Source organism: Haematobacter genomosp. 1 (assembly GCF_002196855.1).
Taxonomy (GTDB): domain Bacteria; phylum Pseudomonadota; class Alphaproteobacteria; order Rhodobacterales; family Rhodobacteraceae; genus Haematobacter.
This window is the reverse complement of the sequence record NZ_NIPW01000025.1, coordinates 88,075-110,761: the sequence shown is the minus strand read 5'-3', so window position 1 is coordinate 110,761 and position 22,687 is coordinate 88,075. Positions and strand designations below refer to the sequence as shown.

Below are 22,687 nucleotides of genomic sequence, written 5' to 3'. Positions count from 1 at the left end.
CAACTGGAAACGCTCGGTCGGCTACCACGTCCGAAGTCGGGTCGAGGCGCGGATGAACTGCCTCAAGGCGTTCGGCGAACGCATCGCCTCCCGCCACCCGGATCGACAGACCGCAGAGGTCCAGATCCGAATTGCCATCATGAACAAATATAATGCTCTCGGCACCGCCGAGATCACTGACGTGGGATGAAGGTCACCCGGGAAAGGGGAAGATCGGCCTCCTGCCGATTAGCGCAACAACGCCCCTGGAACGGTCAGATGTGGGCCAACCTGGCCAAGATTGCGCCATGAAGAAAAAGGTCACCCGGAATCGGGCGGAGCCTGACATCCCGAAGAGGGCGGAGGCTTTTTTTGCGCGTGAGGTAATATGAGGTTCGCCTTCATGCCGGGCACCCCGCAGATCGGGCCCGTCACCTGAGTCTGGGAGGCCCTTAGATCCCGTGGTCAGGCTACACGCTTGGCTGAACCGAGGCTGGTGCGTGGACAGCGAAGGCTGGAGCCGGGCTTTGGTGCACCACCTCCCGCTGATCAATCCAGAGGGCTTTCAACGCGATTCAAAGCCACTGCGTCAGACATATCCGACCTTTTCGCCGGCCAAAGACAGCGGGCCGAAGAAATAAATCCCTCCATCCCCGTGCTTCCCGAGACAGAACATGTCGAAGATGAGGTGTTCTCAAACCAGGGGAGAGCGCATTGTTAGTGGGCACGCCTTGAGAACTTCAAATTTTCCATCCGGCCTTTGGCCGAAGAGATAGATGCGATCAATGATCAGCGGCTCCGGCAGAAGCGGCGCAAGATGTGGTTCGAGCTTCTCGATCACCTCCACGCCGACGTCCTGCGACACTCTGCCGGTGAGCGTGAGATGAAACCGGAAGTCATCGCCGACATAGGGATAGCCCCAGTCAAGGAGCTTCTGGCGCTGCGGCGGCGAGAGTGTTTCCGGCCTGCGGCGCGCGATTTCCGCCTCGGTCAACGGGGCCCTGAAATCATCGAAGAACTCCACGACCCTCATCGCAAATCTGTTCAGCTCCGCCACATCTCCCGTTGGCCGGAGCGCGACAAATCCTGACAGCAGGCTAAAAGCCAGACCATCCAGTCTGACGGCTGCCTGATCTTCCGCAAAGCTTTGAAGTGCAGCCTCCAGCCCTACGCGATCGCGCCCTTCAGCCAGACGAAAGGGGGCTTTCAGTGTGGCGTGGAAGCCATAACGCCGCGGCTCCTCCGTGATCTGCGCCAATCCGAGCGGCTGGCCGGGCCCGGGGGTGGGTGGGGTCTCCACCGATGTCCAGGGATTCCATCCCAGCCAAGCCGCCGCAAAATCGGTGAGAGGGCCGGGAGGGGACGTCCAGTAAATGGCGTATCGCGTATGGTCTGTCATATTCTTGATCATGGCGCCGGAGGTCCGGCAATCCGCATCCTCTATGCTCTTCGCATGTCACTTTCATGACCCGTTTGCCGGATCATTCAAGATCAGAACGAGCTCCCGCCGGAAAGCCCTGCTTTCTTCCAGAAGAGCTCCGGCTCCCGCAAGACTCAGGGAGGGTTGGGCCGCAGAAGTTCCTGCCCGAGAGGTTCCTGCTTGCACAGCACCCGTGGCCGGGGTCTCTGCCCTGCCCGGCCCTGTCTCGCTTCTGCCGAAACCAAGCGCGGTCACCCGCTCCTCCACCCCGACCTGCACCGAAATTGGCAGATCAGGCGCGGTCAGCCGGGAACCGAGTGCAAAACGGAGGAAAGTCACGTCATCGGCGATCCGCAGAAGAAGTGTTGCCAGCGTCTCCCCGGTCTCACGCCGGAGCGAGGCTGGCAAGCGGTCGAACGCGCCATAGGCCGCGTCGAAATCGCCCGTGGAAGCGAGTGCAAGGACTTCCGCACGCGCCAATCTGTCTCCCAGTTGCGCCCCGCGCATCTCCATCGCGAGGGCAGCGGCCTGAACGGCGCGCTCATGTTCCACCGGCTCACCGCGCGCGACGCGGCCTTCAATAAGCAGCGCTAGCGCTTCCGCCCCAAGCACTCCCGAGGTCCGGGAGGTCGGCGCGAGGCCGGGAGGCTCCCTCTCCTCACGGGCAATCAGCCCGTCCGCGATCGCGACCGACGGTCCCTCATCGGCGCGAGCCATGGCCGAACGCACCGAGAGCGCTGCCTCATCGTCATCGCGCGCGAGGAACCGCTCAACCAGCCGGGGGCCAAGCAGGTCGCGTTGAAACGGGGCAAGCCGTGAAAAGCTGCGCAGGACAGCGCCCCTGTTCACCTCGCGACCCGCCCCAAGGCGGGGGTCGGCAAGGAGCGCCCAAAGCGGCGTCCAGCCGTCGCAGGCCGCCATTCCCGCAAGCGGCCCGATGTCCCGGGGGATCTCGCCATCGACGAGCGCAGCAAGCGGCAAAAGCCACTCGCGGTCGGCGATGAGATCGGGGTTGAGCTGCATTTCCGCCAGTGCCTCGTGTCCGAAGCCCATGGCGAGGTAATATCGTACGAGAGTGTTCACGGCCTCTATGCCGGGCCGGTCGAATTCCCCAACCAGTTCCGCACGCAGCTTTCCCAACGTCTCGGCAAGGGGCTCGGCCTTCATCCAGGCCGTGGGGTCAAGGAGTTCAGGAGCCGGACATGCGGACAGCCCCGGAGCAGCGGGCCCATCGTCACGAACATCCCTGTCGAACGCGGTAATGACGGCAAGGCCCGGGGCGTCGTTGTTGGTCACCGGGGTTTCGGATGTGACGGGCGCTCCTTCAAGTTCTACCAACCTCTGGTCCACCGCCCTCGTCAGCTCTGCGCCGATCAGCGAACGCATTTTGGCCAGCGGCTGATCTGGCGCGAGCGGCAGAGGCAGCGGGGACGGAGGTCGGAGAGGAAGCGGAAGACGGGGCATGACGGCGGCCACCGGTGTCTCCGGCGGGGGGACATCCGTCACGTCGAGCACGATGAGCCCCGGCCGCATCTCCGTCGCGACAGCATGGCACTCGCAGCCGAGAGACAGGCGAAGCCCCTCGGGCGTCTTGCGGATATCGGCGATCCTCCGGCGCGGAATGAGATCGAACACGCGGCTGATGTCGAGCTGGGGCTTCGCCGCCATGTCGAGCCGATACCCCTCTCCATCCCGCATGAGCGACCATGCGGAAGGCTTTGGGAGAGCAATGACAATCCTGCTGAATGTCTCATGCTCGCCCGAGCGCACACGGATCGACTGGGCCGAGGCAAGGCACGGCAGCAAAAGCAGGGCGGCAAGCAGCAGGCGCATCAGGCGACCTCCGGCTTCAATTCGCGCAACGCACCCTCCAGCATGGCAAAGGACGGGCGAACCGCATGCGGCGCGTTCTGTCGCCCGACTTCGACACATATGTTGGCCGCGTGGTTGTGGAGGTTGGCGACCAGAACTTCCCGGATCAGGCGATGGAACTGCGCATCCTCCTCCGTCACCGCCTTCAGCCTCGCGGCGAGGGGACCGACGATTCCGTAGGCGAGGAATACACCAAGGAATGTGCCGACAAGCGCGCCCCCGATCAGCTTGCCCAGGACTTCCGGCGGCTGGTCGATGGAGGCCATCGTCTTGATGACGCCCAGCACGGCCGCGACGATGCCGAGCGCGGGCAGCCCATCGGCCATCGTCTGGAGTGCATGGCTGGTGTGAAGCGCATGATGGAGACTTACCTCCATCCGCTTTTCCAGAATCTCCTCCACCTGATGGGGGTCATCATAATTCATGGCGGCAGAGCGGAGCGTGTCGCAGATCAGATCCACCGCCTCATGATCGGCGACGATCCGCGGATACCGCGCGAAGATGGAGGAGCTTTCCGGCGCCTCCACATGCTCTTCCAGCGCCACCGGATTCTGACGCCCAAGGCGCACCAGTTCGAACAGCAGGCAAAGAAGATCCTGATAGTCGGTCTGGCGCCATTTCGGGCCTTTGAAGGCGCGCGCGATATCGCGAACTGTTGCCTTCACCAGCGCCATGTCGCTTGACAGCAGGAAGGCGCCCACGGCCGCGCCAAGGATCATCGCCATCTCATAGGGGAGCGAATGAAGGATGATCGACATCTTGCCGCCTGCGAGGATGTAGCCGCCAAAGACCATGACGAAGATCACAGCGATCCCGATGATGCCGAGCATTCCTGAAGCCTCCATTCCAGCGTGATCCCCAGAATAGAGGACGCGGGTTAATATTCGCTTGCGACGTCACTCAATCGGCGCAAGCGCATTACGGCCCGCAAGCAGGACGCTGAAAGAATAGGCCGTGCGGGGGTTGAGGCCCGCCATGAGGGAGGCGGCCGCCTCCGGACGCATGCGTGCGAGGAATCCAGCGGCGAAATCGGGTTCCATTTCTTCGAAAAGCAGTGCCGCCTCCTTGGGCTTCATTGCCTCGTAGACAGCGGTCAAGCGGGCAAGGTCCGCCTCGCTCGCCTGGCGGGAGGCGGCGATTCGGGCATCAAGACTATCTTCTGCGGCCTCGAGCCGGGCGAGTTGCTGGCGAACGTCCATCTCGGCACGGTCGAGCGCCTCCTTGCGGGCAGTGAGTGCGCGTTCCGTCTCCACCACGCGGGCCTCGCGATCACGGAGATTTGCCAGAAGTTCTGCCGCACCCGGTAGCGAGGTGCAGGATGTTTCGACCAGCGCGGGCGACGCCTCCAGCGCGAGTGCGCTTCCGCCCCACCCCGCAAGGCGGATCGCCGCGGAGGCGAGGAACATCACCGTGACCAGGGAGAGCGGGCCGGGCCGTCTCATTCCGCGGCCATAAGGATATCGTCCCTGCGCTGGCGAAGGCGAAGCCGGCGTCGCTGCGGCCTGGGAGCGGGCAGATCGTGCATCGCGGCCAGAACGACCTCCAGTCGCCGGGTTGCCGCCTCTGCACGAACCGTCACCTCCTCCAGCGAACGCTCCGACGCTCCCGCCGTCTCCCGCGCCAGCGCGACGGCTTTCGTCAGGTCATCGACCTGCGTGGACAGCAGGGCGACCGCCCCCCCCATTCCGCCTTCCAGTTGAGAAAAGCGCTTCAGACGGCGGGAGAGCACGAAGCAATAGAGACCCGCGCCGAAAGCGCCCGTCGCCAATAGCAGATCGGCGATGAAATCCATGCCCGTCTCCTCAGTTTATGACAAATTCCGAAACGAGCAGGTCGCGCACGCGACCTTCACCCGCGACGATCTGAACGCGGCGCAGCATCTGGGCTCGCAGCGTCATCAGCATGGCGGGCTGCTCCAGCCGCTCCGGCTCCACTGCGCGGAGATAGCCGTTCAGCACGTCGCGAATCCGGGGCATCACCAGCGTAACCTCCCGCGCATCCGCGCGTCTCACCTCCAGATCGGCGGCGAATCGCAGGTGGCGGCCCGCCATTCCCGGCCCGAGAGACAGGACGAGCGGCGGAATGGTCACATAGGCGATATCGCCCAGACCGCTCTCCGGCGTCTTCGGGGAAAAGGCCGGTATCAACCCCGTCCGGGCGGCCATGAACCCCCCGCCTGCCAATGCCAGCGCCAGCACCCCGGCGAGAATCAGCCCCCGTTTGCCCCCCTTTCGGGGCGCATCTTCCGTCCCACGATCGGCCACGTCCGACATGTTGCCTCCGAATCTGCACCACATCGTCATAGCGCAAGCCGACTAACGCTTTCTTAAGGCTGCGAATGCAAAACCAGAGTCACGCAGACCGGATCAGGGAGAATCGTCGTGCAGCAGATCGTGGCCATCTGGAATGGGCTGACACTGGCGCGTCGTGTGGCCGTGGCGGCAGCCACGCTCACCATGTTCGCGGCGATACTCCTGATGGCACGCGGGGTGGCCAGTCCGCGAATGACCCTGCTGTATTCCGGGCTGGAACCGGCGGCGGCGGGACAGGTGGTGAATGCGCTGGCCCAGCGTGGGATCGTCCATGACGTGCGGGGCGACGCGATCTTTGTGCCCGAACAGGCGCGCGACCAGCTCCGCATGGCTCTCGCCGCAGAGGGGATGCCGGCGAACAGCAGCGGGGGCTATGAGATACTCGATTCGCTCTCCGGCTTCGGGACGACGTCGCAGATGTTCGACGCGGCCTACTGGCGCGCGCGGGAGGGGGAGCTGGCCCGGACCATTCTGTCAAGCAACGGTATCCGGGCGGCGCGTGTGCATATCGCCACCGCGCGCGCCCAACCCTTCCGGCAGGATATGCCGCCCACGGCCTCCGTCACGGTCACGACCTCCGGCATGCCGCTCGGCGGCGATCAGGCGCGGGCGATGCGGTTTCTGGTCTCCTCCGCCGTGCCGGGGATGCCCCCCGAAGCGGTTTCGGTCATCGACAGTCAGCGCGGGTTGGTCCTCTCCGGCGTAGAGCCTCCCGGAGCGGGTCCGATGGCGGAGCGGACAGAGGCCTTGCGTCACAACATCCTCAGGCTTCTGGAAGCCCGTCTGGGCCCGGGCCGGGCCGTTGCGGAAGTCAGCCTCGACATCGCCAATGAGCGTGAGACCATCACCGAACGGCGGATCGATCCGGCCTCCCGCATCGCGGTCAGCCACGATGCGGAAGAAACGACGGCCAGCTCTTCCGAAAGCCCCGGCGCGCCGGTGGGCGTGGCCAGCAACCTGCCCGATGGCGAGGCGCAGTCGGAAGGCGGCAGTTCACGCAATCAGGACAGCCGGTCGCGAGAGCGGACAAATTTCGACTTTTCCCAGACCGAACGTGCGGTGGAGCGGGCACCGGGCGCGCTGCGCCGGCTGACGGTCGCGGTGCTGGTGGACGGAATGCAGGTGGCGGGGACCGACGGCACGACGACATGGCAACCCTTGCCCGAGGCGGAGATCGCGGCGCTCCGCGATCTCGTCGCCTCCACAGTCGGATATGACGAGGCAAGAGGCGATGTGATCACCCTGAAATCCATGCCGTTTCAGCCGGTCGATACGCCAGAGATGACGGCCGAGACGGGAATGTTCTCAGGTTTCGATGCCACGACGCTGGTGAAACCCGCGCTCCTTGGCCTCTTTGCCCTGCTCATCGGGCTGTTCGTCATCCGACCGATCCTCACCGGCACCAGAAAGACCAGTCGCGAGCTGGACGACAGCCGCCCCGTCCGGATACTCGCGGCGGGAGAGACGCTGGCTGGTCCGGGTCTCCCTGCCCCCACGGATATTTCAGAACCCGAGGAGCCCGTTCACCGCCTGCGCCGACTCATCGCGGAGCGTCAGGACGAAACGGTGGAAATCCTTAGAGGCTGGCTTGAAGACCGCAAGGAGCGCGTATGAAACCCCTCGCCCTCACATTGGAGAACTTCGCCACATACCCGCAGCTGGCCGAGGAAGACGCTTCGAAGGCGCGCGCCCTCGCCTATGACGAGGGTTTCGCCGCGGGATGGGAGGAAGCCGTGGCGGCCGAAGTTTCGGAGCGCGCGCGGCTGCGCACGGATATGGACGCACGGCTTCAGGATCTGTCTCTCACCTGGCAGGAGGCGCGGGACCACGCTCTCAACGCACTCTCTCCGGTGCTGGATGCGCTGGTCGCGAAAGTCCTGCCCGCCGTGGCGCGGTCCGTGCTTGCGGACCTGATCCTCGAACATTTCACACCGATCGCCAGGCAGGCAACCCGGAAGCCGGTGGCCCTTGCCGTCTGCCCCGAGGATGTCGCAGCGCTTCAGGAGCGGCTTCTGGACCATGACGACCTGCCCTTCCAGATCGTCGCCGACGACACCCTCCTGCCCGGCCAGTGCGTCCTGCGCTCCGCGGCGGAGACGCTCTTCGATCTCGACGGCCTCACCCGCAGGCTGACCGAGGAAATCCGCAATCATTACCCCCAAAGACCGGAGCTTCGCGCCCATGGATGACAAGGCCTTTCCCGAGCAGCGCCTGTTTGGACAGATCCCCATCGAGATCACCGTCTCGGTCGGCAAGGCGCGCCCGCTGGTGCGCGACCTGCTCCGCCTCCAGCAGGATACCGTCCTGCCCCTGGACCGGCGCGTGGACGATCTCGTGGAGCTTTACGTGGGTGAGCGGCTGATCGCGCGCGGCGAGCTTCAGGAGCTTGAGGGCGACCAGGCCGGCCAACTCGCCGTCAAGCTGACGGAGGTCATCGATGTGGCGGGGGGCGCCTGATCCGGCGCTGCTCATCTGGACCGCGGGTTTCGCCCTGTTCGCGGGGGCAGCCTTCGCACAGGACGGCCTGATCCCGGCGGATGGAGCCTCGCTCGCCGGGCGGGCGGTGCAACTCATCGCGGTGATAACGCTTCTGGGCCTGGTGCCCGGCCTGGCGGTCACAGTGACCTGCTTTCCCTTCATCGTCACGGTGCTTTCCATCCTTCGGCAGGCCATCGGCCTGCAGCAGGCACCGCCGAACATGCTCATGGTGACGCTGGCGCTTTTCCTGAGCTGGTTCGTCATGGACCCCGTGCTGACGGAAGCGTGGGAAACCGGGATCGGCCCCCTCTCCCGCGGAGAAACGACGGTGGAGGCAGCGCTTCCCCATATCATCGGGCCGTTTCAGGGCTTCATGGCCCATCGCGTGAACCCCTCCACCCTGGCGGAACTGGCGACGCTCCGCGCTCCGGGGCTGCCGCCTCCCCCCGCAATGGAAGCGCCGCTGCCCCTGCTCGTGCCGAGCTTTCTGCTGAGCGAGATCGCCCGCGCCTTCCAGATCGGCTTCGTCATCTTTCTGCCGTTCCTGATCATCGACCTCGTCGTTTCGGCGGTGCTCATGTCGATGGGGATGATGATGGTTCCGCCCGCGATCGTTGCATTGCCATTCAAGCTGGCCTTCTTCGTGGTCGCGGATGGCTGGACCCTGATCTCCGGCGCGCTGGTACGCAGTTACATGTAGGTGTTCTACGGTCAGGGCTGGAAAAATCGTCCGACAATCGCAATGATGGAGGGAGAACCGCGAAAGGGATGAGGATGTTCGAGGATCTGAAGGGCAAAACCGCGCTGATCACCGGCGCGTCGGGCGGGCTGGGCGCCCATTTCGCCGAGCTTCTTGCAGGTGCGGGGGCGCATGTCATCGTCGCGGCCCGGCGCGCGGCAGCGTTGGAGGCGCTGTGCGAGCGTATCGCGGCTGCGGGCGGCAAGGCTGAGGCCGTCTCCCTCGACGTTACCGAACCGGACGCCATTACGGAGTGCTTCACCGGCCTCGCCCTCGCACCGCAGATCGTGGTGAATAACGCCGGTATCAGCATGCCCGGCCCCGCGCTGGACATCACCGCCGAGGATTGGGACCGTGTCGTCAATACCAATCTGCGTGGCGTATTCCTCGTGGCGCAGGCGGCGGCGCGGCGGATGCGGCAGGCGAAACAGGGCGGATCCATCATCAACGTGGCCTCGATTCTGGGGGTCCGGGTTGCGGGGGCAGTCGCCTCCTACGCCGCGTCCAAGGCGGGGGTGGTGCAGCTCTCCTCGGCGCTCGCGCTCGAATGGGCGCGCTACGGCATCCGGGTGAACGCGCTTTGCCCGGGATATTTTGAAACGGAAATGAATCGCGACTTCTTCGCCTCCCCCCCCGGAGAGGCATTGGTCAAACGGATACCCCAGCGCAGGCTGGGCCGCATGGAGGATCTCGACGGGCCGTTGCTGTTACTGGCCTCCGACGCGGGAGCCTATGTTACCGGCGCCGCGATTCCGGTGGACGGCGGGCACCTCGTCTCATCGCTCTGAGCGGCTGAGCGCGGCCTCGGCACGTTCAAAATCGGCGAGCGTGTCGATATCCATCGACCGCTCGGCCGGCATCGGCACCATGCCGATCCGATCCGTCGCCAGGCCGCCGTTCTGCCGGAACCATTCGGCGGAGAAGACATAGACCGCGCCATTGGGCCGCCAGACCAGCGGAAGCTGCTGACGGTTCATGAAGCAGTATTCCGGCCGGGCGACAGGCACGAAACGATCACCCTCGGCAAGACCGTATTTCAGGACGGTCGAGGGCGCCTCCGTCACCGACATGACGAGGTCGAACCCGCCCTGCCGCCAGACATCCACGCCGCGTCTGATGTCCTCCACCTGCCGGAGCGGTGAGGTGGCCTGCAGCAGCACCACAAGGGCAGGCCCCGCGTCGCGCAGCGCGTGAAGCAACACCGGATCCATCGGCACGCCATCGCCCGCAAGCGCCTCGGGCCGGGCGATCAGCCGTGTTCCGGGCTGTGGAGCCGCCAGAATCTCGGGAATGTCGGTGGAGACGATGACTTCCTGCGCGCCCGCTGCAAGACCCTGATCCACCGCGCGGCGGTAGAGCGGCACCCCCCCGAGCGGCCGGACGTTCTTGCCCGGCAGCCCCTTGGACCCGCCCCGGACGGGCACGATGGCGATAAGCGGCAGGTCTGTCATGGCGCGGTGTCCAGCAACGGTTCGAGGATGGCCATGCTGCGCGCCGTCGCGCCGCTGTGGTCGGCAAAGAAGCTCTCCGTCCGGCGGGATATGGCGGCGAGCGCGGTGGGATCCAGCAGCAGATCGCCCATGACCTGCGCGAGATCGGGGATCGTCGGGCAGATGCGCAGCACGCCCGCGGCCTCCGCCTCCCGGCCAGGATATTCGATCGTCCAGACATGCGGCCCGACGAGTACCGGCTTGCGCAGGGCGAGCGGTTCGATCACGTTATGCGCCCCCTTCTCCACGAAGCCCCCGCCCACGACCGCCAGATCGGACAGGGCGAGGTAGAAATACATCTCTCCCAGTGAATCACCGAACAGGATATCGGCTTCTGCCACTCCCGGATCGGTGAGGGCAAGATCCGCATCGAAGGCGCGGGAGCGCCGCAGGACGCGCTGGCCGGATGCCTCCAGCATGTCGCCCACCTGCGCAAACCGCTCCGGCGCGCGGGGGATATGGATGAAGAGCGGCGGCACCCGCCCCGCCGCCCGAAACCGCTCCTGCACGAGACGATAGGCGTCGAGATACAGGTCGTCTTCGCCCTCCACCACGCTGGCCAGCGCCACGACATGCCGACCGCGAAGCACCATGCCGGTTGGCCCGTCGAGAAGCCGGGCGGCAGCCCCTGTCAGGCGCGCGGGAATGGGCTGATCGAAGCGCAGCTCCCCCACGACATGCACATTGGGCGCGCCGAGGGCTCGGAACCGCTCCGCCATGATCCGCGATTTGGCCAGAACCCCGGCCACGCCCCGGACGGGATGGCCGATCCACGGCAACCAGCGGCGGGCGCGCGCAAAGCTCCGCTCCGGTATCTGGCTGTTTGCGAGCCAGAGCGGCACGCCTGCCAGACGGGCCTCGTCGATCATCACGGGCCAGATCTCGATCTCCATCGCGAGGCCGAGGCGCGGATGGCAGTTGCGGAAGAAATGCCGCCATGCCCCCGCAAGCTCCAGCGGCAGATAGCGCACGGCGACATCGCCCGCAGCGATCTCCGGGCCAAAGGCGGCTTCGCTGCCGCGCCGGCCTGCCGGGGTCAGATGGGTGATGAGCACCCTTTCCCCGCGGTCAAGGAAGGCACGGATCAACGGCACGGCGGAGCGGAGTTCGCCGAGCGACACCGCATGGACCCAGACGGTGGCCGCAAATGGCTCGCCCTGCCCGAAACGCTCCTCCATATGGTCGAGATAGGCCGGATCCCTTCGCCCGCGCCGCCGGAAATAGGCCCGCACGAACGGCAGGGCCGGATACCACAGCGCCCGGTAGAGGCGAAGGGCGAGACGCTGGCGCAGGGTCATGGTGCCCCCATCATCGCGATGAGGTGCCGGGCCGTGCGGTCAAGCTGCGCCTCTCCCCGTTCGGCCAGCGCAGCCGCGCGGGGGCGCATGGCGAGCGTTGCGGGATCGGAAAGCGCCTCCGTCATCGCCTCGGCGTGAAGGGTCAGCCGCGCGGCCCCCGCCCGGTCGAAGGCATCGTAATCCTCCTCGAAGTTCCACACGTTCGGTCCGTGCAGGATGGCGCAATCCAGCCGTGCCGCCTCATAGGGATTGTGGCCGCCGACCGCGGCGATGGAACCGCCGACGAAGGCCGTATCGGCCACCCGATACCACAGGCCGAGCTGGCCGATCCGCTGCAAGACATAGACCTCCGCCCGAGCGGGCAGGCGGTTGTCGGGCGGAAGCAGCTCCGCCGCCAGACCGGCAGCGCGGCAGGTCGCGACCACCTGCGGCGCGCGATCCGGCGCGCGGGGCGCGACGACCAGCACTGCACCGGGGTCGCGCCGCAGGAGCCTCTGGTGTGCTTCGATCACCGCTCCTTCATCGCCCGGATGGGTGGAGGCCGCGAGCCAGAGGCGGCGACCGCCAAGGTCGTTCTCCACCGCATGGCGGCTTTCCGGCTGATCTGCGAGCGGGGGCGCCGCCGATTTCAGCGAGCCGGTGACATGGATGCGCGACGGCTCCCCGCCGAAGGCGGCGAAGTGGCGGGCGCTCTCCTCCTCCTGCGCACCGATGAAGGCGAAGCGGGTGTAGAGATCGGAGAACAGCGCCCGCGCCCGGGCCTTCTGCCGAAAGGAGGCCGCGCTCATCTTGCCGTTGACGATGGCCAGCGGAATATCCCGCCGCGCGATCTCCCGGATGAATGCAGGCCAGACATCGCGCTCCGCCCAGACGGAGAGGTCGGGCCGCCAGTGATCCAGAAAGGCGCGCACGAAAGGAAGGGCATCCAGAGGCAGATACTGATGGATCGCACCGGCAGGCAGGTTCTTCGCGATCGCCTCCGCCGATGTGCGGGAGGAGGAGGTGAGCAGCACCGTCACATCGGGCCGGAGCGCACGGATGCGGTTGACCAGCCCCGGCAGCGCCAGAAGCTCCCCCACGCCCACGGCGTGCATCCAGACCAGAACCCCCTCGGGGCGGGGCACGCTGGCCTCTCCCAGCTTCTCGCGCCAGCGGGCCGGATCCTCCTTGCCGCGGGCGAGGCGCTTCTTCAGATGACGCCGCGCCAGCGGGGCCATGAGCGCGGAGACGGCAAGGTAGCCCCGCAGAGCCAGGCCGGTGTGTTGCGTCACGCCCTTCCCCCGATCAGCCAACGTCGCGGAAGGCCTTCTGGAAGCCGCGCGCCCAGAAGCTCTCGTCATTCAGGATGGCCACGAAACGATCCGCCGCGCGGCCTTCGCCAAAGGCCGTGTCCGGCGGAAACCGGCGCCCCCACTCCGTGGTGAGAAAATCGAGGATGGCGGCCCGATCCGCAGGCGTATGGACAATGGAGGGCGCCTCCGAGCGGTTGGTCTGCCGCGTGCCGATATCCAGCGACGGGATGCCGAGAAACGGCGCCTCCCGCACGCCCGCCGATGAATTGCCCACGAGACAGGCCGCATTCTTCATCAGCTCGGAAAAATAGGCGAAGCGCATGGACGGGATGCGCCGGAAGCGCTCCGCCGGAAGCCGGTCGATGGCGCGGAAGATATCCTCCGACCCAGGATCGTTGTTGGGCAGGATGACGACGAAATTCCGCCGCGACTTCGCCAATGCTCCGAACAGGGTCTCCGCCTGCGCACCGATGGTCGCCGCTTCGGAGGTGACGGGATGGAACACCGCAATGCCGTAATCGGCGAAGGGAATGTCGTAGCGCGCCTTCACCTCCGCCAGCGTCACGCCGGAGGGCGCGCCATGCTTGTCGAGTTCGGGCGAGCCGATGACATAGATTGCCTCCGGCGCCTCTCCCAGAGCCATGACCCGCGCCTTTGCCTGTTCGGAGGAGACGAAATGGCACCAGGCGAGCTTGGTGTTGCAGTGGCGGAAGATCTCGTCGATCGTCCCCGACACCTCTCCGCCTTCGATATGGGCGCAGCGGACGTAATTCGTGGCGCAGACCAGCGCGCAGGCCAGCGCCTCCACCCGGTCACCGTGGACGATGACCAGATCGGGCCGGTGTTCCGCCAGGAAATCGGAAAAGCCGACGACGGTCTTGGCAAGGATCATGTCCTGCGGATCGCCCTCCCGCTGGTTCAGGAACTCGAACACCTCGACCCCGGCGAGACGATGCACCTCGATCTTCGTGCGCCCGTAGCGGTCCATCATATGCATGCCGGTCACGAAGAAGGACACGCGGAAGCCCGCATCCCGCGCCGCGACGGCGAGCGGTTCGAGCTTGCCGAAATCGGCGCGCGTGCCGGTGACGAAGAGGAGCGAGCGGGTCATGCCCTGCCCTCTGGCACGGAAGCCCGGATCTCGGCAAGCATGACCGGTAACGGCGGGGCCAGATCGCCCGCCGCGACGGCGCGGAGATACTGCCGCCGCATCTCCACCGTCTGGGCCCGGTTGCGCTTCTTCATGAATGACAGGCCGAACAGCACCGCGGCCCCCCAGTGGAACGTGTCGTGATAGGTGCCGCCCGCGGAAGCGCGCCGGATATGGTCCCGTGCCCGGTCACGGAAGCCATTCCCATCGGGCAGCGCGAGGATCGCGTCCCGCTCCTGCTCCAGCGCATCTTCCGAATAGGCGGCGTAGTCGAGCGTCTTGCGGAGCCATCCGTCATCCGCCGTCGCGGCATGGTCCAGAAACGCCTGCCGCGAGGCAAGCCCGGAGGGGGCAAAGCCGCCCGCGAACATCGCCTGCGAGAAGCCCTTCTCGCCCCGCTGTAGCACCTTCCGCTTGGTGGAGGACATCAGGTAATCGCGCCAGTAGTCGCGGAAAGCCGTGCTCCGCCGCGCGGCGCGGGAGACGAGGAAGAAGTAGCTCTCGTAATGGGAGCGATGGACGCGGTTGCCCTTCAACTCATACATCGCTCCAAGGAAGGGGCTGCCGGAGGCCTCCATCCGCGCGATCATCGTCTCATCCTCGCGCAGCGGGAACCAGATGCTGTCGTTGAGGATAAGCAGCCACTCCGGGTCCAGCCCCTGTTCCTCCAGCACTCTCAGCCCGTCCCGGTAGCCACCGAAATCATAACCGAAGTTCGGCCGCTCCATAACGAAGGCCGAGCGGGCGAGGACAGCCTCCGCACCCCCGTCCAGCGGGGCGTTGGAGACCACCAGCGGCACGTAGCCCCGCCCGAGCAGGTGATCGAGCATCGCGAGGGTCGAGGGCGCGATCCCCGCAGGCTGATAGAGCAGCACCAGCGCCACCCGGCTCCCGGCCACCTGTGCTCCCTTCTGAAGCGTCACAGCCGCCGGGAACCGCGCGTCATGCCGCCGGGTCGCGGAGCGATCGGGCAGAACGCTCAACGCATCGGTCACCTGATGACGCAGCCGGTTGATCTCCCGCAGCGCCTTGCCGCGCCAGCCCAGTCCCGATTTCACAGCCATGCGTTCCCTCAGCGCCGTTCGCGGCCCCCAATATGGCGTCTCGGGAGAGGAGGTCTAGGCCGCGTCTTCGCGGGCGGCACGCATTGGCGGCGCTTCTGAAGACATCGCGGGCAGAAATCGGCCCAGCACGGCCCCTGCGGCCGGATCGGCCTCGAGCGCCCGGTCCGCATCGAAGGCGCGAGCGAACTTCCAGGATGTGGAAATCTGCCGGCAGTGAAGAAAGTGGAAGCCCCGGCCGCGAAACAGGTTCCGCGGAACCGCCGCAAGGCTGTGCACACCCCAGACCCAGCGTCCCAGGACAGACCCCGGAACGATGCAGTATTTCGGCTCACACTGCTCCTCCTGCGGGTCACGGAAGCGGTGGGATGCGTGACGCGGCCGGCTCTCCTGCCCGCCGGAATGACGCCACCGGCCCGGGATGGTGACATAACCGCTCCGGCTGCGAACCGCATGATCGAAGATGCTTTCCCCGGTTTCCGAAACCACCAGTTCGTCGATATCGACGGGGAGAACCGCGCGGGCATCGCGAAGCAGCGTATCCCGCATGTGGTTCATCATTGCGACCTGAAGAAACTTCGCCCGCCCCAGTCCCCGCCGCGCGCCCGAAACCGGACCGTAGCGAAGCGGCGCCTCCACTACCCGCACCGTCGTCAGTCCCGCATCACGAAGGGCAGCAGCGATATCAGCGCTGGTGAAATCCCTGCTCCCGTTATTCACGACGACAGCCGCATTGGCCCCGTGGGCATTCCGGTGAAACAGCGCCCAGTCGTGAATCCATTTCGGATCCCCATTCTTCACCATGGAATAGAGGCAGTTCTTCCCCGCAAAATCGCGACCATTTGTCGCATTAACCGGAGCATCAAAAGATAAATGCCGATACCGAAGCCCGAACCTTTTCGGACTCGCAGAAACCCGGAAATCCAGCGTCCAGAACTGCCCCTGTCGACGTACTCTCTCAGGTCTTGCGCCAGTTCCATCTATAGAAAAGGTGCCGCGCAGCAATATGGGTGCAAGATTTACAGGGTTTGGACAGCAGATCCGCAGGATATTATCGTCGGCGATATACACGGCATCGTAGATCAGCGTCGTCCTGTCATATCCATCCCAGAACTGCGGTTCACTGATCCGGGTTCTCGCAGGCGGATGCCTGAACGTCTCGAAATCCTCCGGCAGGGAAAGCGAAGAAATTTCGTAAAACTCGTCCGCCATTGCCACAGAACCATCGTTGCCAAAAGATAAACGCGCTCCGGCACCCATAATGAGGTCTGCAACGGCTAGCGCATTGATTTTTATTTCAAGCAACCTTTGGCTGAATTCAACTTTCTGGTTTCAGGTTTCAGCACGCATGTGTTTCCAATGCAACACCCTTAAAGCTGACGCCCGCAGCGCGGCCAGAGATAGCCCTTCTTAAGCAACCACCAGCCGCGACGAAAGTAATTGGCAGCTTTCAATCGGTAATAGGGAAGACGCTGATACCATTTCAGGCGCGTCACATCCGCGAAACCGGAGCCGGTGATAAGGCTTTGGCCGCCATCGTCCACATGGCTTGGGAAGGGTTCCAGACCGAACAGCCGATAGTCGTGGATGAAGAACCGGTTGATCTCATGATCCGTGGCGCGGGTGATCGGGATCATTTCCGGGCGAAGGCGCTCGATCACCTCCCGCTTCACCAGATATGCTCCAGTCCCGGTCGCAGGACCAAGATAGGCGTTGACGTGATACGGCCCGATCCTGCCCTGACAGATCGGCATCTTGGCCCGGATCCGGTTGAGCTTCAGGATGTCCCAGGCGCCGTCATGCGCCAGCGCCACATCGACGGCGGAGAGGAAATCGTCGTGGAACACCACGTCATCCTCAAGGATCAAAGCGACCTTCTTGTCGGAGGCCAGAAATTCCCCCCAGACGCCCAGATGCGAATGGTAGCAGCCGATCCCGCCCATCAGAATCCTGCGCCCGAGGTTGCGTTCGAACTGCTCCAGATCGACGGTCTTCAGAAGCTCCTCCGCCCGCGCCTTGCCATCCACACCGTCGAAGACGGTATAGGGCAGGTCCATCCCGGCAAGCTGCGCCTCCATCTTCCGCCGCCGCTCCACCGCGCGGGGCAGGTTGATGAGCCAGCAACCCATATCGGCGCGCGTGAGACTCATGCGAGGTCCGCCCATTTCAGCTGCGTGTTGCGGGTGACGGCACGGGTCAGCCGCTTGCCCACCACACTGTCGAACTCATAGGCGGGAACTTCGCCCGAACCGGGGCGGCGGGCCCAGATGTCGGCCTCCGCGATGACATGGCCTTCGGGAAGGTCGCGATCCGCCACCACGCTGCCGCGTGCGAAGGCATAGACGGATTCCTCCGCCTGGGTGCGTTCCTTCGGGTTGTTGGCGGCGATCCAGATTTCGCGGGACCGGTCGATCAGGAAACGCAGCTCCGCCGGATCCATGGAGTTGATGATGTCCGGCCCGATGCGATAGCGCGTATCGGTATAGTGCCGCTCCAGGATACAGGCGCCGAGCGCCACGGAAGCGAGCGCCATCTCCGGCCCGATGGAATGGTCGGAAAAACCCACGACCGCCTTCGGGAAGGCGGCGCGCAACTCCGTCACGCCCTTCAGGGACACGATCTCCGCCGGGGAGGGATAGAGGTTCGTGCATTCGAGCAGCGCGTAGTCGATCCCCGCCTCGTCGAGTATCCGCACGGAAGCGCTGACCGACTGGATCGTCTGCATCCCGGTGGACATGATGACCGGCTTGCCGAAACGGGCGATGTGGCGGATGAGCGGCAGGTTGTCGGCCTCGCCGGAGCCGATCTTGAAGGCCGGCACGCCGATGTCGTTCAGAAAATCGGCCGCCGCGCGGGAGAAGGGCGTGGAGAGATAGATCATCCCCAGCCCCTCGGTATAATCCTTCAGCGCGATCTCGTCCTCGCGGCTCAGGGCATTCCGCTCCATCACCTCCCAGATCGAGACATCGGCATTCGGCGGGAAGATGGACTTCGCCTCCTCCGTCATCTCGTCTTCGATGATGTGCGTCTGATGCTTGATGCATTCGCAGCCCGAAGCGGCGGCGAGGCGGACCATCTCCTTGGCGACGGCGAGACTGCCGCCGTGGTTGATCCCGATCTCGGCGATCACCAGCGGCGGCTGACCGGGTCCGATCTCACGGTGGGCGATTTTCATTGCATCATCCGGGCTTGTTGCACGGGCCAGATGTGCGTCATCCCACGCCGGTCTTCAAGGCTGCGCGACATTTGCGCCCGCCGCGGGCGGCTCCCCGCCCGGCCGGAGGGCCGGACGGGGGCAGACGGGGGGCGGGTCAGCCGCGCAACGCGCCACCCGTGGCCTTTGCGACCTTCTCCACGATCCTGGCGGAAACGGCGGCGATCTCCTCCTCCGTCAGGGTGCGGTCCTTGGGCTGGAGGCGCACGGTGATGGCGAGGCTCTTCTTGCCCGCACCCATCTGCGCCTCCGCCTTCTCGCCGGAGAATTCGTCGAATACGCGCACTTCCTCGATCAGCGCCTTGTCCGCCCCCTGCGCGGCGTTGACGAGCGTCAGGGCCTCCACGGAGCTGTCGATCACGAAGGCGAAGTCCCGTTCCACCGCCTGCAGATCGGAGAGCACGAGCGCGGGGCGCGTCGTGCCCTTGCCGCGCGGCAGCGGGATCGCGTCCAGATGAACGGTAAAGGCGACCGCCGGGCCCTTCACGTCGAAGGCGCGCAGGATACGGGGATGCACCTCGCCGAAGGTGGCGATGGCGTTCTTGCCAAGGCCGATGCGGCCTGACCGGCCGGGGTGGAAGGCATCGCCCGCGTCGCGGCTGATCTGCACCCGCTGCGGCGCGCCCGCGGCCGACAGGATCGCCTCCGCATCCGCCTTGGCGTCATACACGTCGAAACCGCGCCGGCCGCCGTGCACATCGCGCCCGACAGCCTCGCCCACCAGAAGCCCGGTGATCTCCGTCGCCTGTTCGCCCGGTTCACCGCCGGTGAACACCGGCCCGACCTCGAAGAACGCCAGATCGGCGAAACCGCGCGCCTGATTGCGGGCCGCAGCCTCCAGAAGGCCGGGCAGGAGCGACGGGCGCAGATGCGTCATGGCCGAGGAGATCGGGTTCTCCACCCGCGTGGCCGGCGCCGCGCCGCCGAACAGCTTTGCCGCCGCTTCGGAGATGAAACTGTAGGTCACGCATTCGTTGTAGCCGAGCGTCGCCGCCGTGCGCCGCGCCGCGCCCTCCCGCCGCTGCCGGGGGGAGAGGATCGGCTTGGGCACCCCCGCCGTCGCCCGTGGCAGGGGCTGACCCCGCAGCTTGGTGAGGGAGGCCACGCGCGCGACCTCCTCCACCAGATCGGCCTCTCCCAGCACGTCGGGGCGCCAGGAGGGGGGGCTGGCCATATCGCCCGTGAAGGTGAAGCCGAGCGCCTCCAGCGTGCGCTTCTGCTCCGTCGCGGGGATATCCATGCCGACGAGGCTGATGATCCGCTCCGGCTGCCAGCGATAGGCGCGGGCGGTATCGGGGACCGCGCCCGCGACCTGCACCTCCGACGCCTCACCCCCGCAGAGGTCGAGGATCATGCGCGTCGCAAGCTCCATCCCCTCCAGCGTGAAGTCCGGGTCGATGCCACGCTCGAACCGGTAACGCGCGTCCGAGATGATCTTGAGCGCGCGACCCGTCGTTGCCGTGCGGATCGGGTCGAAATACGCAGCCTCCAGATAGACGCTGACCGTCTCCTCCGTGCAGCCCGAAGCCTCGCCCCCCATGACGCCACCCAGGCTCTCCACACCGGCATCATCGGCAATCACTGTGATGCCGGGCGTCAGGGCGTAGCTCTTGCCATCCAGCGCCAGCAGGTCTTCCCCCTCCCGGGCCGAGCGTACGGTGAGCGTGCCCTTGACCTTGTCCGCGTCGAAGACATGCAGCGGGCGGTTCAGATCGAAGGTGAAGTAATTGGTGATGTCCACCAGCGCGGAAATGGGCCGCAGACCGATGGCCTTCAGCCGCGCCTGCATCCATGCGGGCGAGGGGCCGTTCTTCACCCCGCGGATCACCCGCCCGGCAAAGAGCGGGCAGAAGGGGAGCGTATTGCCCTCGATACTCACCGGGATCGGGTTCGGGAAGGCGCCCGGCACCTTTTCGACGGCCAGCGGCTTCAGCGTTCCAAGGCCCCGCGCCGCCAGATCGCGCGCGACGCCCCGCACCCCCAGCGCATCGGGGCGGTTGGGGGTAATCTTGATGTGGAACATCGGATCGACCGCGCCGGGACGGTTCTCCGCCAGCCAGTCCACGAATTTCTCGCCGACCTCGCCCGAGGGAAGTTCGATGATCCCGTCATGCTCGTCCGACAGTTCCAGCTCGCGTTCGGAGGCCATCATGCCATGGCTTTCCACGCCGCGGATCTTGCCCACGCCGAGCGTGATGTCGAGCCCGGGCACATAGTCACCGGGCTTCACCAGCACGACGGTGATCCCCGCCCGCGCATTGGGCGCACCGCAGACGATCTGCTTCTCGCCCTCATCCGTCAGCACACGGCAGACGCGGAGCCGGTCGGCATCGGGATGCTGTTCGGCGTGAAGCACCTTCGCCAGCGTGAAGGTTTTCAGCCGGGCGGAAGGATCAGACACCTCCTCCACCTCCAGCCCGAGATCGGTCAGCGTCTCGGCGATTTCCTCGACGGTGGCCGTGGTGTCGAGATGGTCTTTCAGCCAGGAGAGGGTGAATTTCATTTATCTCGCCGCCGCAGCTATTTTGGTGTGATCAATTTGGATACCAGCTTGCTCAAGCCTCTGCACCAATGCAGGCACTATCTCCTGCACTCGTTCATTGAACTCTAAGCGTATTATGCCGTCTGCATCTGATGGAATTTCTAAATTGCCTTTCTTCAAAATTGCCATGCGCTGGCGGCCCAACGAGGCCATAACCATACCCATTTCAAGAATGACATTCTGGCGAGTACGTGGACGCCTATCCGCTTCTGTTTGGTCTCGGCGGTACCCGTAGTCGTCTGGCGTCATCAAAACGATGCCAAACGCTGACTGCTCATAGATACTTCTCTCTAAAGCCTCCACCAAAGTCAAACCGCCACCACCCTCATTCTGAAGGATGAAGGGATCAAGGCCTAAACGCCGCAAAACAAGTTCAAGATCATTACGGGCAGGCTCATCATGTCCATGAACTATGAAAATGTGAGCCGTTCGTTCTGGTTTGGCTACCGGCGCCATAACGCCCCCGTCGCATAGGCGCTCTAGCTTAGCCTTCATAATATCTTGTCGAGCACCTTGCGCGACAAGGGTTCCTGTCTTGTAGAAGTTCACTATTTCCCCTGTGCGGGCCCTGAAGGAGCTATAGGCGCCTTGATCGGTCCACTCACCGGAAAGCCCTAACTCACCAAGGAATGCATCTAGTCCTTCGCGTTCTCCAAAATACTTCATTGTCCCCTCACCTGCTCAACCCGCCCACAATCCCCGGCACGTCGAGCGCGGCGAAGCCGTAGTGACGCAGCCACCGCAGGTCGCTCTCAAAGAACGCGCGCAGGTCGGGGATGCCGTATTTCAGCATGGCGATCCGGTCGATGCCCATGCCGAAGGCGAAGCCCTGCCATTCGTTGGGGTCGATGCCGCCCGCGGCCAGAACCTTCGGGTGGACCATGCCGCTGCCGAGGATTTCAAGCCACGAGTCGCCTTCGCCGATCTTGAGCTGGCCACCCTCCCAGGAGCAGCGGATATCGACCTCCGCCGAGGGTTCGGTGAAGGGGAAGTGCGAGGCGCGGAAGCGCAGTTCCACGCTGTCCACCTCGAAGAAGGCACGGCAGAACTCCTCCAGCACCCATTTGAGGTTGGCCATGTTGATGTCGCGGCCGAGCGCCAGCCCCTCGACCTGATGGAACATCGGCGTGTGGGTCTGGTCCATGTCCATGCGGTAGACGCGCCCCGGACAGATGACGCGAAGCGGGGCGCCCCGTTCCTGCATCGCGCGGATCTGCACGGGCGAGGTATGGGTCCGCAGCACGTTCGGCGGGCGGTTGTCGCCCGGATCGCGCGCCATGAAGAAGGTGTCATGCTCCTGCCGGGCGGGGTGCTCCGGCGCGATGTTCAGCGCGTCGAAATTGTACCAGTCGCTCTCCACCTGCGGGCCTTCCGCCACGGCGAAACCCATGTCGGCAAAGATGGCGGTGACCTCCTCCGTCACCTGGCTCACGGGATGGATCGTGCCCTGACGGCGCGGGCGGGCGGGCAGGGTGACGTCCAGCCACTCCGCCTTCAGCCGGGCATCGAGCGCCGCATCGCCGAGAGCGGTCTTGCGGGCGCGAAGGGCGGCGTCGATCTCGTCCTTCAGGCGGTTCAGCGCGGCGCCGGTGGTCTGGCGCTCCTCCGGGGTCATCTTGCCCAGTTCGCGCATCTTCAGGCTGATCTCGCCCTTCTTGCCCAGCGCGGCAAGGCGGATATCCTCCAGCGACGACTCATCCGACGCCCCGGCGATGCCGTCGAGATACCTGCCCCTCAGTGCGTCCAAACCGTCCATGTCATCTCTCCGGGAAAATCCGGGCCCGTGCTACCACAGGCCCGGCCCCGGGGAAAAGACCCAAGCCCGAGGCAGGGCCGGATC

22 protein-coding genes and 1 pseudogene are annotated in these 22,687 nt (G+C 65.3%); 6 read left to right on the top strand and 17 right to left on the bottom strand.

Translation table 11 applies throughout. The features are described 5' to 3' along the window. Positions 1–190, top strand: a pseudogene (locus CDV49_RS13565) (IS5/IS1182 family transposase); the annotation flags it as partial. A 483-nt stretch (positions 191–673) separates the two neighbouring features. Here the strand turns inward: CDV49_RS13565 and CDV49_RS13560 are convergent. The 6 genes from CDV49_RS13560 to CDV49_RS13535 all read right to left on the bottom strand — a co-directional run bounded on the left by CDV49_RS13560 (position 674) and on the right by CDV49_RS13535 (position 5,544). Continuing rightward, on the bottom strand, positions 674–1,390 hold the full coding sequence (locus CDV49_RS13560) for a DUF1045 domain-containing protein (RefSeq protein WP_256947344.1): 717 nt from the start codon (positions 1,388–1,390) through the stop codon (positions 674–676). A 51-nt stretch (positions 1,391–1,441) separates the two neighbouring features. Beyond that, positions 1,442–3,232, bottom strand: coding sequence for a hypothetical protein (locus CDV49_RS13555; RefSeq protein WP_088215960.1), 1,791 nt, complete (start codon positions 3,230–3,232; stop codon positions 1,442–1,444). Next, a complete protein-coding gene (gene motA / locus CDV49_RS13550; protein WP_088215959.1) occupies positions 3,232–4,101 on the bottom strand; it encodes a flagellar motor stator protein MotA in 870 nt (289 codons plus the stop codon). The genes CDV49_RS13555 and motA overlap by 1 nt, the downstream gene beginning before the upstream one ends. Before the next feature lie 66 nt (positions 4,102–4,167). Beyond that, entirely contained in the window at positions 4,168–4,713 is a 546-nt protein-coding gene (locus CDV49_RS13545) for a MotE family protein (protein WP_088215958.1), read from the bottom strand. Then, on the bottom strand, positions 4,710–5,063 hold the full coding sequence (locus tag CDV49_RS13540) for a hypothetical protein (protein ID WP_088215957.1): 354 nt from the start codon (positions 5,061–5,063) through the stop codon (positions 4,710–4,712). The genes CDV49_RS13545 and CDV49_RS13540 overlap by 4 nt, the downstream gene beginning before the upstream one ends. Positions 5,064–5,073: 10 nt before the next feature. After that, positions 5,074–5,544: a flagellar basal body-associated FliL family protein gene (locus CDV49_RS13535; RefSeq protein WP_088215956.1), complete on the bottom strand. Its 471-nt coding sequence runs from the start codon at positions 5,542–5,544 to the stop codon at positions 5,074–5,076. Positions 5,545–5,652: 108 nt separating this feature from the next. Between CDV49_RS13535 and fliF the strand changes: the two genes are divergently transcribed. The 5 genes from fliF (at position 5,653) to CDV49_RS13510 (ending at position 9,588) form a co-directional block, all read left to right on the top strand. Further along, positions 5,653–7,197: a flagellar basal-body MS-ring/collar protein FliF gene (gene fliF / locus CDV49_RS13530; RefSeq protein WP_088215955.1), complete on the top strand. Its 1,545-nt coding sequence runs from the start codon at positions 5,653–5,655 to the stop codon at positions 7,195–7,197. Then, the gene (locus CDV49_RS13525; RefSeq protein WP_088215954.1) at positions 7,194–7,772 is read left to right on the top strand and encodes a FliH/SctL family protein; all 579 of its coding nucleotides are present in this window, start codon (positions 7,194–7,196) and stop codon (positions 7,770–7,772) included. The genes fliF and CDV49_RS13525 overlap by 4 nt, the downstream gene beginning before the upstream one ends. Beyond that, a complete protein-coding gene (locus tag CDV49_RS13520; RefSeq protein ID WP_035743437.1) occupies positions 7,765–8,040 on the top strand; it encodes a FliM/FliN family flagellar motor switch protein in 276 nt (91 codons plus the stop codon). Before CDV49_RS13525 ends, CDV49_RS13520 begins: the two co-directional genes overlap by 8 nt. Then, a complete protein-coding gene (locus CDV49_RS13515) occupies positions 8,021–8,761 on the top strand; it encodes a flagellar type III secretion system pore protein FliP (RefSeq protein WP_088215953.1) in 741 nt (246 codons plus the stop codon). The genes CDV49_RS13520 and CDV49_RS13515 overlap by 20 nt, the downstream gene beginning before the upstream one ends. A gap of 68 nt (positions 8,762–8,829) precedes the next feature. Then, complete coding sequence (locus CDV49_RS13510) at positions 8,830–9,588, top strand: SDR family NAD(P)-dependent oxidoreductase (RefSeq protein ID WP_088215952.1); 759 nt, start codon at positions 8,830–8,832, stop codon at positions 9,586–9,588. Here the strand turns inward: CDV49_RS13510 and CDV49_RS13505 are convergent. The 11 genes from CDV49_RS13505 to pheS all read right to left on the bottom strand — a co-directional run bounded on the left by CDV49_RS13505 (position 9,577) and on the right by pheS (position 22,603). Continuing rightward, positions 9,577–10,251, bottom strand: a complete 675-nt coding sequence (locus CDV49_RS13505) for an acylneuraminate cytidylyltransferase family protein (RefSeq protein WP_088215951.1) — start codon at positions 10,249–10,251, stop codon at positions 9,577–9,579. The two genes, CDV49_RS13510 and CDV49_RS13505, sit on opposite strands and share 12 nt — an antisense overlap. Continuing rightward, entirely contained in the window at positions 10,248–11,588 is a 1,341-nt protein-coding gene (locus tag CDV49_RS13500; protein WP_088215950.1) for a 3-deoxy-D-manno-octulosonic acid transferase, read from the bottom strand. The genes CDV49_RS13505 and CDV49_RS13500 overlap by 4 nt, the downstream gene beginning before the upstream one ends. Then, the gene (locus CDV49_RS13495) at positions 11,585–12,859 is read right to left on the bottom strand and encodes a 3-deoxy-D-manno-octulosonic acid transferase (protein WP_179209206.1); all 1,275 of its coding nucleotides are present in this window, start codon (positions 12,857–12,859) and stop codon (positions 11,585–11,587) included. Before CDV49_RS13495 ends, CDV49_RS13500 begins: the two co-directional genes overlap by 4 nt. A gap of 13 nt (positions 12,860–12,872) precedes the next feature. Then, a complete protein-coding gene (gene neuC, locus CDV49_RS13490; protein ID WP_088215948.1) occupies positions 12,873–13,991 on the bottom strand; it encodes a UDP-N-acetylglucosamine 2-epimerase in 1,119 nt (372 codons plus the stop codon). After that, positions 13,988–15,094 carry a rhamnan synthesis F family protein gene (locus CDV49_RS13485; protein ID WP_088215947.1) on the bottom strand — a complete coding sequence of 369 codons (1,107 nt, stop codon included), beginning with the start codon at positions 15,092–15,094 and terminating at the stop codon, positions 13,988–13,990. The genes neuC and CDV49_RS13485 overlap by 4 nt, the downstream gene beginning before the upstream one ends. A gap of 54 nt (positions 15,095–15,148) precedes the next feature. Further along, complete coding sequence (locus tag CDV49_RS20265) at positions 15,149–16,303, bottom strand: glycosyltransferase family 2 protein (RefSeq protein ID WP_218821972.1); 1,155 nt, start codon at positions 16,301–16,303, stop codon at positions 15,149–15,151. Between the two features lie 158 nt (positions 16,304–16,461). Next, positions 16,462–17,241, bottom strand: coding sequence for a glycosyltransferase family 25 protein (locus CDV49_RS13475; protein WP_088215945.1), 780 nt, complete (start codon positions 17,239–17,241; stop codon positions 16,462–16,464). Beyond that, on the bottom strand, positions 17,238–18,266 hold the full coding sequence (locus CDV49_RS13470; protein WP_088215944.1) for an N-acetylneuraminate synthase family protein: 1,029 nt from the start codon (positions 18,264–18,266) through the stop codon (positions 17,238–17,240). Before CDV49_RS13470 ends, CDV49_RS13475 begins: the two co-directional genes overlap by 4 nt. A 136-nt stretch (positions 18,267–18,402) precedes the next feature. Further along, positions 18,403–20,808 carry a phenylalanine--tRNA ligase subunit beta gene (gene pheT / locus CDV49_RS13465; protein ID WP_088215943.1) on the bottom strand — a complete coding sequence of 802 codons (2,406 nt, stop codon included), beginning with the start codon at positions 20,806–20,808 and terminating at the stop codon, positions 18,403–18,405. Further along, positions 20,809–21,513 carry a TIR domain-containing protein gene (locus CDV49_RS13460; RefSeq protein ID WP_218821971.1) on the bottom strand — a complete coding sequence of 235 codons (705 nt, stop codon included), beginning with the start codon at positions 21,511–21,513 and terminating at the stop codon, positions 20,809–20,811. It lies immediately after the preceding gene. A gap of 7 nt (positions 21,514–21,520) precedes the next feature. Beyond that, positions 21,521–22,603, bottom strand: a complete 1,083-nt coding sequence (pheS, locus tag CDV49_RS13455) for a phenylalanine--tRNA ligase subunit alpha (protein ID WP_088215942.1) — start codon at positions 22,601–22,603, stop codon at positions 21,521–21,523. Positions 22,604–22,687 lie beyond the last annotated feature (84 nt).